The sequence below is a fragment of the Planococcus maitriensis genome (assembly GCF_003289925.1).
Taxonomy (GTDB): domain Bacteria; phylum Bacillota; class Bacilli; order Bacillales_A; family Planococcaceae; genus Planococcus; species Planococcus maitriensis.
Map to the genome: position 1 here is coordinate 1,197,667 of NZ_QLZQ01000001.1, position 11,969 is coordinate 1,209,635.

The window sequence follows — 11,969 nt, forward strand, 5'->3', positions numbered from 1 at the left end:
TCCATGAGGGAGTTGCGGGTCGAGACCGAACATCCATATACGGTGCATATCGGACAAGGGGCGGTCAAGCTGCTGGCGAAACGCTATCGTGATTTGCTCGCTGCAGCCGATCAAGTCGTCGTAATTGCCGACAGCCAAGTGGCTGCCCTGCATTTGCCGCAGCTGCTCGAGGCGCTGGAGGATTTTCAGCCGAAGGTTCTTCAAGTGCCGGCGGGCGAGCGGGCGAAATCTGCCGAAAGCTTTATGGATTGCCATAGCTTTTTATTGTCGGAGAATTGCTCGCGCAATACGGTCATCGTCGCTTTCGGCGGTGGAGCTGTCGGGGACCTGGCTGGCTTTGTCGCCTCGACTTTCATGCGCGGGGTGCCTTTTATCCAAGTGCCGACCACGATCTTGGCCCATGACAGCGCTGTAGGAGGCAAAACTGCCATCAACCATCCGCTTGGCAAGAATATGATCGGAACCTTCTATCAGCCGCGTGCAGTCGTTTACGACGCAGATTTCCTGCAGACGTTGCCTGAAAACGAAATCCGTTCGGGGATGGCTGAAGTGATCAAGCATGCGTTCATTTCGAATGAAGGCTGGCTTGACGAACTTTTGGCTTACCAAAATTTCAGCGAAATGTCTGGGCGGGAACTTGAAGGGCATCTTGAAAAAGGAATTGCTGTCAAATCGGCGATTGTTGAGGAAGATGAGTTTGAAGGCGGTGTCCGCAAATTCCTTAATTTCGGCCATACGCTGGCCCATGCCATCGAAGCACATCTGGGCTATGGCAAATTGACGCACGGGGAAGCTGTCGTGCTGGGCATGGCCTATGCGCTTGAATTGTCTGAAAGCCCGCAGTTGCCGCGTTTCCTGGATTGGGCGAAAGTGAACCGCTATCCACTCGCTTTATTGCTCGATATGCCCTTCAGCGAACTCCTGCCATATATGAAAAAAGACAAAAAATCGACGGCTGCCGCGCTGAACTTCGTGTTGCTTGGCGCAGTGGGCCGGCCATATATTGAAACCATCCTGGAACAACGGGCACAAGCGGCTTACGATAAGCTGAGAAAAACGATCAAGGAGATGATCTGATGATTCGAGGAGTCAGAGGCGCCATCACCATCACGAAAGATGAAGCGCCTGAAATTTTGGAGCAAACGCGCCGCCTGGTCTTGAAAATGGCCAAAGAAAACGGCATCGAACCGGACGAAGTGGCTTCTGTCATCGTATCGACGACGACGGATATTTCTGCAGCTTTTCCTGCAAAAGCCGTACGGACCATTGAAGGCTGGACGTATGTGCCGGTCATGTGTACACATGAAATGGATGTGCCGGGCAGCATGCCGCTATGCATCCGTGTCATGATGCACGTCAATACAAGACTTGCACAGGATAAAATCCAGCATATCTATATGAATGATGCTGTCAAACTACGTCCCGATCTATCACAGAAAAGCCAGGTGAGCCAAGCGTGAAAACAGAAGTCCTCATTATCGGCCTCGGATTGATCGGCGGCTCGTTAGCGAAAGCATTGCAGCGCCATGAAGATGTTCATGTCTCGGGCTATGATGCGGACGCTTTGACGGCCAGAAAAGCTTTTAAAATGGGCATCATCCAAAGCTCGCCGCCTTCTCTTGAGCAGGCAGCCGCTGCGGCTGATGTCATCGTTTTTGCTACACCGGTCGGGGCGACTGTCAAATTAATGGAACAGAGCAAGTACTGGGATTTAAAAGAGAATGTCATTCTGACAGATACCGGCAGCACCAAGGCCCAAATCATGGAAGCCGCAGCAAAGTTGACGCACACCTTTATCGGCGGGCATCCAATGGCCGGTTCCCATAAAAGCGGTGTCGAAGCCGCCAAGGACGTGCTCTTTGAAAATGCCTTCTATATCTTGACGCCCGGAGAGGAGACAGCTGAGGAAGACGTCGAGAAGTTGCTTGGGTTGTTATCTGTCACGAAAGCCAAAGTTAAAGTGCTTGGAGCGAAAGAACACGATCATATGACGGCGATCGTCAGCCATTTCCCCCATTTGATCGCAGCTGCTCTGGTCCATCAATTGGACCGTGAAGAGCAATTCCCATTCGCGAGGCAGCTCGCAGCGGGCGGTTTCCGGGACACGACGCGCATCGCTTCGGCGAACCCGGATATGTGGCGTGACATCACGACGCAAAACAACGAGATGATTGTCGAACAGCTGGATCATTGGATGGACCAGATGGCGCATTTGCGCGAGATCCTGCAGAAGAACGAACCCGGGCCGATTCACCGCTTTTTCGCGAAAGCAAAGGAAACGCGTGATGAATTGCCGGTGGCAGGGCACGGGGCCATGTATTCCGTATTTGATGTGTATATCGATATTCCCGACGTGCCGGGAATCATCTCGGAAGTGACGGGCTATCTGGCGGAAGCCGGCATCAGCATCGTCAATTTGAGGATCTTGGAGACGCGCGAAGATGTTTTCGGGATACTCGTCCTTAGTTTCCAGACGGCGGAAGACCGTGAAAATGCAAAACGCGTTTTTTCCGAACGCACCGCTTACGATACGTACATCTCCTGAAAGGAATGAAATTCATGTCCAAAACGATCAGCTACGCAAAACCTGCGCTAACGGGCAGCGTTCAAGTGCCTGGGGATAAGTCCATCTCACACCGAGCCATCATGTTCGGTGCGCTGGCACAGGGAACGACGACCATCGAAGGTTTCCTGATGGGAGATGACTGCCTGAGCACCATCAGCTGCTTCCGTTCGCTCGGAATCGATATCCAACTAGATGGCGAACAGGTGACGGTAAAAAGCGGCGGCCGGAAAGCCTGGAAAGAGCCGGATGTCGTCCTGGACACCGGAAATTCAGGCACGACGACGCGCTTGATGCTCGGCTTGCTCGCGGGCACTGATTTCCATTCGGTCATGGCAGGGGATGAATCCATCGCACGCCGCCCGATGAAGCGCATCGTCGAACCGCTGCGCTTGATGGGTGCGGACATCCGCGGGCGCGCCAATGGCCATTTTACGCCGCTTGCCGTCCAAGGAACAGCTCTTCAGGCCATCGACTACACGATGCCTGTCGCAAGCGCACAAGTGAAGTCGGCGGTGCTGCTTGCAGGATTGTCGGCACAAGGCACGACGACCGTCCACGAACCGGTGCCGTCCCGCGACCATACGGAAATCATGCTGAAGCATTTCGGGGCGGACATCTCCCGCAACGGCGATATCATTTCATTGATTGGCGGGCAGGAGCTGCGTGCTGCGCATGTCCAGGTGCCAGGCGATATCTCCTCCGCTGCTTTTATGATCGGTGCGGCGCTCATTGCTGTAGGCAGCGAAATCCAATTGAAAAACGTCGGTGTCAACCCGACGCGTACAGGTTTGCTTGATGTGTTCGAAGCCATGGGCGCGGACATCGAGCAGAGTGGGCATAAAGCCGAAGGGGAGCAAGCCGCTGATTTGATGGTCCGCAGCACTCTCTTGAGGGGGACGGAAATCGCCGGGGATGTCATTCCGAGGCTGATCGACGAAATCCCGTTGATTGCGCTTGTGGCGACTCAGGCGCAAGGGAAGACCGTCATCCGCGATGCGGAAGAATTGCGCGTCAAAGAAACCGACCGGATACAGGCGGTCGTCACCGAGCTGAAAAAACTTGGCGCCGATATCGAAGCGACGGAAGACGGAATGGTCATACAGGGCCCCACTCCATTGACTGGCGCAGCGATGAAGAGCTACGGTGATCACCGGCTTGGCATGATGGCAGCAGTCGCTGCGCTCATCGCAGACGGCCCTGTGACGATTGACGACCCGGGCTGCATTTCGATCTCTTACCCGAACTTTTTTGAACATCTGGATAAGCTAGCCCAATAACTCTCCTTCGGGGGAGTTTTTATTATGCTAGCATGATGGTTTCGTGTACGATAACTATATAACGGCAAGGAATAGGTGATGCAAATGGCAACTTTACAGAATATCCAAGAAGCGGTGCAGGCCGGAGATACGGCTGCACTTGATACATTGCTCGAACAGTATTTGCTGAAAGGCGATCCCGATGAACAATATGCGGTCATGGAATGGCTGCAGGAGATCGGCTTTATCGAAGAAGCGCTCCGCATAGTGGAACATCTTCAGTATATGTTTCCGGAAGAGGCGCAATTGCGTGTCGACCGTTCCAAGCTGCTGATCGATGCCGACCGCGAAGATGAGGCACTCAATGAGCTGATGGCTATCCCGAAAGATGATGAACTATACCCTCAGGCACTCGTCACATTGGCGGACCTGTTTCAGCTGCAGGGACTTCTCGAAGCAGCGGAACTAAGGCTGGACGAAGCGATCGGTTTGATGCCCGATGAACCGCTCCTCCAGCAGGCGAAAGCGGAACTTCTGCTCGATTCCGGGCGCTACCTGGAATCTGCCCGGATCTATCAGGAACTGGAAAGCCGCAATGTCAAGATCGATGGAGTCAACCTGAGCGAGCGGCTGGCAGAAGTCTATAGCGCCGGGGCGGCTTATGAAGAAGCCTTGCCCTATTATGAGCGCGCATTGGAAGATGAAGCGCAGCCCGACGTATTATACGGCGCAGCATTTGCCGCTTTCCAGGCGAAACAATATGAATTGTCATTGAAACGGCTGGACGAACTTTTGGATGCCGATCCCGATTATTTCTCCGCATATTTGCTGAAAGCGCAATGCTTCAATATGATGGAAGACTATAAACGTGCTTACGATGCCATCAAAGAAGGGCTCGCACGTGATGAATTCGACAAGGAATTGTATTTGTTTGCTGGGAAACTGGGGCTGAAGCTTGGCAAAGGCGAAGAAGGCGTCGAGATGCTCCGCCAGGCGATCGCTCTCGATCCCGAATACATGGAAGCCCTCTTTGCGCTTATGTCTTATTTCCATTCAGAAGAGCGGGACGAAGAGTTGCTTGAGCTCGGCGCGATGGCTGTCGAAAGCGGGAACGACTGGAGCGCGCTTTATCCGATGATGGCGGGCGCGTATGACCGGACGGAACAATTCGGCAAAGCTTTGGAGTATTATGAAAAAGCTTACCCGGCATTTTCCGATGACCCCGGATTCCTTGAATCCTACGCCTTATTTTTAGTGGAGGAAGGGAAACGCGACCGCGCCCTCGAAATAATTAAACAGCTTCAAGCGCTGGAGCCGGAAAATCCGCAATGGTTCGATTGGCTCCAATCGTTTGAATGAAAGGGGGAGACGATATGACTGCATCCGTTTCGGTAGGCGAGAAAAAACAATTTGTCCGCTGGTTCCTCGGATCCTATAAGATGAAAAGGCGCGAATGCATATGGATCCTCAATTACTTGCTGAGCAATGATGAATTGCTGGAGAAAACGCATTTTGTTGAAGAAGCGCATTATTGTCCCCGTGCCATGGTCATGTCGACGACTGAGTCGAAAGAAATCCCGTTCCAGTTCTATAAAGGGAAGTTGATGACCGCCGATGCCGAAAAATCATTCCACGACCTCCGGCTGCATCCCGACGAGCCTTTATATGTACAGTTGAATTTCCCGAGCATTCCGCCGGCGCCGCTGTATCTTGCGGTGCTGGAAGAAAACCCCCATATGCCGAAAGGGGCATCGGTCAACGAGCAGGACCGCCTGCTGGCCGAACAAGTCTTGAATGAAAGCCTATCGTCCTATCAGGAAGAAACGATCCTCAAAAAAATCGATGAAGCGCTAGACGCAGGGGACAAAGACCGGTTCTTTGAACTGTCTGCCCTGCTGTCTGCAGTGAAATCGGCCAAAAAAATGGAGAGTGACTGAATATATGCATTTTAACAGCAAAGACATCGATTTATATGCAAGCCAAAAAGACTATGTCGATACAGCGGTCGTCCCGCTGATTGAATTGGACTTGACCGCATCGGGCATGAAGGCGAGTGCCGGTGCCTCAGAATATCTGCAGTCCTTAACTGTTATATTGGAAAAGCAATTCAAAGGGCGGATCCTTTTGCTTCCGCCTATTTCTTATGTCCGGGCGGCAGATCGGACAGAACTCGGCGGTCAATTGAAAAAAGAGCTGTCTGAAACGGGATTCAAGCACATCTTCTACTTGACGACGGACCCGAAATGGCGTTCTGTAGATGATCTTGACAATGTTTTATGGCTGCCGGCCATACCGACCGGGGATATGGATCAATCCTTCAAGAAATCGGTCATGGAAGACCAGCTGCGGCAGGTGCTGCCGCTGTTCACCAAAGAATGGACACATCATTCATGAAATGTTCACAAACTGTTCCAATAGACTGAATGCGATATTGACCTTAAGTTTTGATTGATATATCATTAGGTTGTCCTAGTAATTATATTTGAATGAGTATGTCCATTGGACTGACCTTGAATGTTAGAGGGGGGAAAAGAATGAGTAATAATCGTGTATCACGACGCCAATTCCTAGGTTACACACTGACTGGTGTAGGTGGTTTCATGGCAGCAGGAATGTTAATGCCGATGGTGCGTTTTGCAGTCGATCCAGTATTGCAGCAAAAAGGCGCCGGCGATTATGTTTTGACTGACCAAGCTGTGGCCGATATCACAGAGGAGCCTGTACGTGTCGACTTTACATTCGAACAAGTTGACGCATGGTATACATCTGAAGTCACGAATTCTGCATGGGTTTACAAAGAAGGCGACAAGCTAGTCGCGCTTTCACCTGTCTGCAAACACTTGGGATGCACAGTCAACTGGGGCGGGGACCCAGAACAGCCAACACAGTTCTTCTGCCCGTGCCACGCTGGACGCTACGAGAAAAACGGCCAGAACATCGCAGGTACACCGCCGCTCGGACCTCTTGATGAGTACGACGTTCAAGAGCAGGATGGTTTTGTAGCCATCGGACAAGTAAAACCAAATACTTTAGTTTAATAGTTAGGGGGTACGACACCAGTGCTAAACAAGTTATATGATTGGGTAGACGAGCGATTGGACATCACGCCGATCTGGCGCGATATTGCAGACCATGAAGTACCGGAACACGTAAACCCCGCACACCACTTTTCAGCATTTGTCTATTGTTTCGGAGGACTGACGTTCTTTATCACAGTCATCCAGATCCTGTCTGGCATGTTCCTTACCATGTATTATGTGCCGGATATTGAAAATGCTTGGCAGTCGGTTTATTATCTCCAGAATGAAGTCGCTTTTGGGGAAATCGTGCGCGGGATGCACCACTGGGGAGCTTCTTTAGTAGTAGTTATGATTTTCCTTCATACACTGCGCGTATTCTTCACAGGGTCTTATAAGAAACCTCGTGAGCTCAACTGGGTAGTCGGCGTTATGCTATTTGGCGTAATCCTCGGCCTATCTTTCACAGGTTATTTGCTTCCATGGGATATGAAAGCATTGTTCGCAACAAAAGTTGGGATTGAAATTGCAGCTTCTGTACCGGTGATCGGCGAAACGATCAAAATTTTGCTTGCAGGGGATTCAACGATTCTCGGCGCACAAACTTTGACACGCTTCTTCGCGATCCACGTCTTCTTCTTGCCTGCTGCTTTGCTTGGGTTGCTCGCAGCACACTTTATCATGATCAGAAGACAAGGTATTTCAGGACCATTGTAATTCATCCTTGACCAAGGATTTTAAGGAGGGGACACTATGCATCGCGGAAAAGGGATGAAATTTGTAGGGGATTCACGTGTTCCGAGCAAAGAGTTTCGGAAACCGAATATCCCGAAAGATTACTCCGAATATCCTGGCAAAACGGAAGCCTTCTGGCCGAACTTCCTTCTGAAAGAATGGATGATCGGTTCTGTCTTCCTGATTGGCTATCTGCTTTTGACTGTCGCTCACCCATCGCCTCTTGAAGGCCAGGCTGATCCGACAGACACGGCATATATTCCATTGCCAGACTGGTATTTCTTGTTCTTATACCAATTATTGAAATATGAATTCGCGTCCGGCCCATTCAACATCGTCGGCGCAATCATCATGCCGGGCCTTGCGTTCGGTGCCTTGATGCTTGCTCCGTTCCTTGACCGTGGACCGGAACGCCGTCCGTCCAAGCGCCCATTGCCGACAGGCTTTATGCTTTTGGCGGTCGCATCCATCGTATTCCTTACCTGGGAGTCAGTAGCTAACCATGACTGGGAAGCAGCTGCCCGCCAAGGGGAAATCACCGAAGAAGTCGAAATCGATACAGCGGATCCTGGATATGAAATCTACTCTGCTTCTGCATGTATCAGCTGTCATGGCGATAACTTGGAAGGGGCAGTCGGACCGAGCTTGATCGGAACTGGCCTGTCACCTGAAGAAATCGCTGAAATTGCTGTGAATGGTATCGAAGATGGAGGCACTCAATTGATGCCGCCATCATGGGATGGAACTGACGAAGACCTTCAAGTCATGACAGAGTTCATCGCTGGGCTTGAAGCTGAATAAACTCACAGAAAAAGAGCCGGGAAACCGGCTCTTTTTTTCTGCACAGGAAAGGAAGATTGGATGGTGGAGTTCGCAGCGAAAATTTCTGCTTGGCTGATGTTCCGGCCGTTTTTGATATTGCTGTTCTTCATAAACTTAGGGGGGACAGTCTATGGATACATATGGTATGGTTGGCAATTGCGCATCACCGAACCGATATTTCTCATATTCGTGCCGGACAGCCCGACCGCAAGCCTGTTTTTCACGATAGTCCTTGGACTATGGATTATCGGAAAGCATAGCCCACTCATCGAAGCGCTCGCTTTTGTCACCTTGATTAAATATGGTTTATGGGCGGTCGTCATGAATCTGTTGACGCTCCTGCAAACCGGGTCGATTGGCTGGCTGGGTTGGATGCTCGTCGTTTCCCATTTCGCCATGGCCCTTCAAGCGGTGCTGTATTTCGAGCATTACCGCTTCGGCTTCCTATCAGTGGCACTTACCGCCGTATGGACTTTACATAATGATGTCATCGATTATGTATTCGGCCAGATGCCGATCTACTCAAGCCTAAGCGAGTTCAGTGCACAAATCGGCTATTTCACATTCTGGCTTTCGATTGCCTGCATCGCGTTTGCATGGTTCACGGCGTCACAAAACCGCCATCTGGAACCGCGGCGTATTAGTTGACCCAAAGTTAGAAAAACAAGTAAAATAAACCTATAGAAACAAAAAGAGAGGTTGATCGATAATATGGGATTGGGCGGCTATTTGATTTATTTTATCGTCTTGCTGATTGTGCCGATTTGGGCTCAAATGAAATTGAAAAGCACATATAAGAAATATTCCAAGGTGCGGTCGACTTCCGGCCATACAGGTGCCGAAGTGGCGCGCATCATTCTTGACCAGAATGGTTTGAGCAATGTGAAAGTTGTCGAGAGCCGCGGCATGCTCAGCGACCATTACAACCCGATGACCAAAACGGTGGCGCTTAGCAGCCATAACTACCATGAACCATCGGTAGCCGGCACGGCTGTCGCCGCGCACGAAGTGGGGCACGCGATCCAGGACGCCACGGATTATTCCTTCCTGCGTTTCCGCCACCGCCTTGTGCCGATGGTCAATATCTCGTCGAACATGTCTTGGGTATTCATCATGATCGGCTTGTTCGCACAAATGAGCGGCGCCTTGCTGATCGGTATCGCGCTACTGGCGGTCGGCGTGTTATTCCAATTGGTCACTTTGCCGGTGGAGTTCAATGCATCGAACCGCGCGATGGACCAGCTGCTGTCGCATAATATCATCCGTAACGAGGAAGAGCGCCATGCGAAGAAAGTATTGAACGCTGCTGCGATGACGTATGTAGCAGCAACAGCTGTCGCAGTGATTGAACTTGCTCGTCTAATCTTGATCTACACAAGCATGGACCGTTCGTAATAAAACAAAACGGGAGGGAAAAGCATTTGCTTTTCCCTCCCGTTTTTTGTTTGGCATAATAAAGCTATAGAGGCTGTTTTTGTTCATCGAGCGTGAACCCTTCGCCCATTACGTCATGCACTTCAATCAATGAGACGAATGCGTGGGGATCGACGGAATTGACGATATTCTTCAGCCGCACGAGCTCATTGCGTGCCACGACGCAGTAAAGGACTTCCCGCTCTTCTTTGGTGAAATGGCCGTACCCTCTGAGAATGGTGATGCCGCGATCCATCTCGATGGCGATGCGGCTCGCAATCTCTTCCTGTGAATTGGAGATGATCAATGCGCCGCGGCCGGAATATGCCCCCTCCTGGACAAAGTCGATGACACGTGCGCCAACGAAGACCGCGACGAGCGTATACATCATGGAACGGTAATCAAGGAAGGTCAGCCAGGACAGCAGGATGACCAACGCATCGAATAGAAACATCGTCTTGCCCATGCTCCAGCCGAAGTACTTCTGTACGAGCCTCGCGATGATGTCAACCCCGCCGGTCGTCCCTCCGTAGCGGAAGATGATGCCGAGCCCCATCCCGACAAAGACGCCTGCAAACAAAGCGGCAAGAAATAAATCATCTCGCAACGGAATTTGGACCTCGTAGACAAGGAAGATTTTCAAGAAGACAGAAACAGCGACCGTGCCAATGATTGTATAAAGAAATACCTTGCGACCAAGCAGTTTCCAGCCGATAAAGAATAAGGGGATATTCAATAGCAAGTTCATTAAAGCCGGATCCCAATTCCAAAGGAAATACAAGATCAGCGTAATCCCGGCAAAGCCGCCTTCCCCTAGCTCATTTTGGATATTGAAATGAACAAAGCCGAAACTATAGATAGCTGAGCCGAGAAGGATGAAAAAAATATTTTTCAACTGAAGATCTTTCATAAAAAAAGCAGCCTCCCTTTTTGTCATTAACTTCTGTATTATCTGCCATGCTGCCGTTTTTGACAACACCCCCTGTTTTCTTTACGATTGAATGGGAGTGTGATGACAGTGAACGCAGATAAAAGCATGAGGCAATTGCAGCAAGAAGTGGACCGCCACATCGGGCAGTTTAAGGAAGGGTATTTTGCGCCGATGGAGATGCTTGCGCGGATGACCGAAGAACTCGGGGAACTGGCGCGCGAGGTCAATCATGTGTACGGGCCGAAAAAGAAAAAAGAGACGGAAGCCGAAAAGCTGATCGAAGAGGAAATGGGCGATGTGCTATTCGTCTTGATCTGCATGGCCAACTCAATGGATATCGATTTGCAAAAAGCCCACGATGGGGTCATGGAAAAATTCCGGACCCGTGATAAAGACCGCTGGACAAGAAAGGAAGAGCAATGATGACGATAAAAGTAGCGATTGCCGGAGCCCGCGGGAAAATGGGCAAAGAGGCTGTACATACTGTAATGGAAAATGCCGATATGGAACTGGTGGCGGCACTGGATTATAAAGACATCGGCGCCACCTTGGCAGACACGGGATTGTTTCCCGAAAGCTTCCAAGTGCCGGTCTTTACCGATCTCGAAGAGCTTCACGGCCAGCACGCCCCAGCTGTACTTGTGGACCTGACAACACCGGAGCATGTATATGCCCATACGAAACAAGCCCTTCAGCTCGGCATCCGGCCGGTTGTCGGGACGACCGGATTTTCGACTGAGGAATTGAAAGAATTGACGGAACTCGCAAGAAACTCAGAACTTGGTTGCATCATCGCGCCGAACTTTGCGGTGGGGGCCGTCTTGATGATGAAATTTGCGGAGCAGGCTGCGAAGTATTTGCCGGATGTGGAAATCATCGAGATGCACCATGACCAAAAACTCGACGCCCCGTCAGGCACCGCGATGAAGACGGCCCATATGATGAGCGAGGCCCGGACTGTCCACCAGCAAGGGCATCCCAATGAAAAGGAAACTTTGCAAGGCGCTCGCGGCGCAGATTATGAAGGCATGCGCATCCACAGCGTCCGGCTGCCGGGGCTAGTTGCGCATCAGCAAGTGCTGCTTGGCGGGGAAGGCCAGCTGTTGACGCTGCGCCATGATTCATTCAACCGGGGTTCGTTCATGTCAGGCGTCAGTTTGTCGATTCGTGAAGTAGTCAAGCGTAAGGAATTAGTTTATGGACTGGAACATATCATCGGCTAGAGGAGA

15 protein-coding genes are annotated in these 11,969 nt (G+C 51.0%); 14 read left to right on the top strand and 1 reads right to left on the bottom strand.

What is annotated here, in order from left to right; all coding sequences use genetic code 11:
• The first annotated feature begins 3 nt into the window (after positions 1-3).
• From aroB to DP119_RS05865, 12 genes are all read left to right on the top strand, one after another.
• Positions 4-1,077, top strand: a complete 1,074-nt coding sequence (gene aroB / locus DP119_RS05810) for a 3-dehydroquinate synthase (RefSeq protein ID WP_112231666.1) — start codon at positions 4-6, stop codon at positions 1,075-1,077.
• Entirely contained in the window at positions 1,077-1,460 is a 384-nt protein-coding gene (aroH, locus tag DP119_RS05815) for a chorismate mutase (RefSeq protein WP_112231668.1), read from the top strand. Before aroB ends, aroH begins: the two co-directional genes overlap by 1 nt.
• Complete coding sequence (locus DP119_RS05820; RefSeq protein WP_112231670.1) at positions 1,457-2,545, top strand: prephenate dehydrogenase; 1,089 nt, start codon at positions 1,457-1,459, stop codon at positions 2,543-2,545. The genes aroH and DP119_RS05820 overlap by 4 nt, the downstream gene beginning before the upstream one ends.
• Positions 2,546-2,559: 14 nt before the next feature.
• On the top strand, positions 2,560-3,843 hold the full coding sequence (aroA, locus tag DP119_RS05825) for a 3-phosphoshikimate 1-carboxyvinyltransferase (protein WP_112231672.1): 1,284 nt from the start codon (positions 2,560-2,562) through the stop codon (positions 3,841-3,843).
• 84 nt (positions 3,844-3,927) lie between these two features.
• Positions 3,928-5,181: a tetratricopeptide repeat protein gene (locus DP119_RS05830; protein ID WP_112231960.1), complete on the top strand. Its 1,254-nt coding sequence runs from the start codon at positions 3,928-3,930 to the stop codon at positions 5,179-5,181.
• A 14-nt stretch (positions 5,182-5,195) separates the two neighbouring features.
• On the top strand, positions 5,196-5,759 hold the full coding sequence (locus DP119_RS05835) for a ReoY family proteolytic degradation factor (RefSeq protein ID WP_112231674.1): 564 nt from the start codon (positions 5,196-5,198) through the stop codon (positions 5,757-5,759).
• A 4-nt stretch (positions 5,760-5,763) separates the two neighbouring features.
• Positions 5,764-6,216: a YpiF family protein gene (locus tag DP119_RS05840; RefSeq protein ID WP_112231676.1), complete on the top strand. Its 453-nt coding sequence runs from the start codon at positions 5,764-5,766 to the stop codon at positions 6,214-6,216.
• A 140-nt stretch (positions 6,217-6,356) separates the two neighbouring features.
• Positions 6,357-6,860 (top strand): QcrA and Rieske domain-containing protein, encoded by a 504-nt coding sequence (locus DP119_RS05845; protein ID WP_112231678.1) that lies wholly within the window; start codon positions 6,357-6,359, stop codon positions 6,858-6,860.
• Between the two features lie 21 nt (positions 6,861-6,881).
• Positions 6,882-7,556: a menaquinol-cytochrome c reductase cytochrome b subunit gene (qcrB, locus tag DP119_RS05850; RefSeq protein WP_058380570.1), complete on the top strand. Its 675-nt coding sequence runs from the start codon at positions 6,882-6,884 to the stop codon at positions 7,554-7,556.
• Between the two features lie 36 nt (positions 7,557-7,592).
• Positions 7,593-8,375, top strand: coding sequence for a menaquinol-cytochrome c reductase cytochrome b/c subunit (locus DP119_RS05855; RefSeq protein ID WP_112231680.1), 783 nt, complete (start codon positions 7,593-7,595; stop codon positions 8,373-8,375).
• 60 nt (positions 8,376-8,435) lie between these two features.
• A complete protein-coding gene (gene lhaT / locus DP119_RS05860; RefSeq protein WP_112231682.1) occupies positions 8,436-9,044 on the top strand; it encodes a lipoprotein heptaprenylglyceryl N-acetyltransferase LhaT in 609 nt (202 codons plus the stop codon).
• Positions 9,045-9,107: 63 nt separating this feature from the next.
• Positions 9,108-9,791 carry a zinc metallopeptidase gene (locus tag DP119_RS05865; protein WP_112231684.1) on the top strand — a complete coding sequence of 228 codons (684 nt, stop codon included), beginning with the start codon at positions 9,108-9,110 and terminating at the stop codon, positions 9,789-9,791.
• A 64-nt stretch (positions 9,792-9,855) separates the two neighbouring features.
• On the opposite strand, the gene DP119_RS05870 is transcribed toward DP119_RS05865, so the two are convergent.
• Complete coding sequence (locus tag DP119_RS05870; protein WP_112231686.1) at positions 9,856-10,719, bottom strand: YitT family protein; 864 nt, start codon at positions 10,717-10,719, stop codon at positions 9,856-9,858.
• Positions 10,720-10,845: 126 nt separating this feature from the next.
• On the opposite strand from DP119_RS05870, the gene DP119_RS05875 reads away from it, so the two are divergent.
• On the top strand, positions 10,846-11,163 hold the full coding sequence (locus tag DP119_RS05875) for a nucleotide pyrophosphohydrolase (RefSeq protein WP_420812290.1): 318 nt from the start codon (positions 10,846-10,848) through the stop codon (positions 11,161-11,163).
• Entirely contained in the window at positions 11,163-11,963 is an 801-nt protein-coding gene (gene dapB / locus DP119_RS05880) for a 4-hydroxy-tetrahydrodipicolinate reductase (RefSeq protein WP_112231690.1), read from the top strand. Before DP119_RS05875 ends, dapB begins: the two co-directional genes overlap by 1 nt.
• Positions 11,964-11,969 lie beyond the last annotated feature (6 nt).

Coding starts and splice junctions, on each gene's coding strand:
- aroB (WP_112231666.1), top strand. CDS start 4: ATGAGGGAGTTGCGGGTCGAGACCGAACATCCATATACGGTGCATATC.
- aroH (WP_112231668.1), top strand. CDS start 1,077: ATGATTCGAGGAGTCAGAGGCGCCATCACCATCACGAAAGATGAAGCG.
- dapB (WP_112231690.1), top strand. CDS start 11,163: ATGACGATAAAAGTAGCGATTGCCGGAGCCCGCGGGAAAATGGGCAAA.
- DP119_RS05855 (WP_112231680.1), top strand. CDS start 7,593: ATGCATCGCGGAAAAGGGATGAAATTTGTAGGGGATTCACGTGTTCCG.
- DP119_RS05845 (WP_112231678.1), top strand. CDS start 6,357: ATGAGTAATAATCGTGTATCACGACGCCAATTCCTAGGTTACACACTG.
- DP119_RS05840 (WP_112231676.1), top strand. CDS start 5,764: ATGCATTTTAACAGCAAAGACATCGATTTATATGCAAGCCAAAAAGAC.
- DP119_RS05865 (WP_112231684.1), top strand. CDS start 9,108: ATGGGATTGGGCGGCTATTTGATTTATTTTATCGTCTTGCTGATTGTG.
- DP119_RS05875 (WP_420812290.1), top strand. CDS start 10,846: ATGAGGCAATTGCAGCAAGAAGTGGACCGCCACATCGGGCAGTTTAAG.
- DP119_RS05835 (WP_112231674.1), top strand. CDS start 5,196: ATGACTGCATCCGTTTCGGTAGGCGAGAAAAAACAATTTGTCCGCTGG.
- aroA (WP_112231672.1), top strand. CDS start 2,560: ATGTCCAAAACGATCAGCTACGCAAAACCTGCGCTAACGGGCAGCGTT.
- DP119_RS05870 (WP_112231686.1), bottom strand. CDS start 10,719: ATGAAAGATCTTCAGTTGAAAAATATTTTTTTCATCCTTCTCGGCTCA.
- lhaT (WP_112231682.1), top strand. CDS start 8,436: ATGGTGGAGTTCGCAGCGAAAATTTCTGCTTGGCTGATGTTCCGGCCG.
- DP119_RS05830 (WP_112231960.1), top strand. CDS start 3,928: ATGGCAACTTTACAGAATATCCAAGAAGCGGTGCAGGCCGGAGATACG.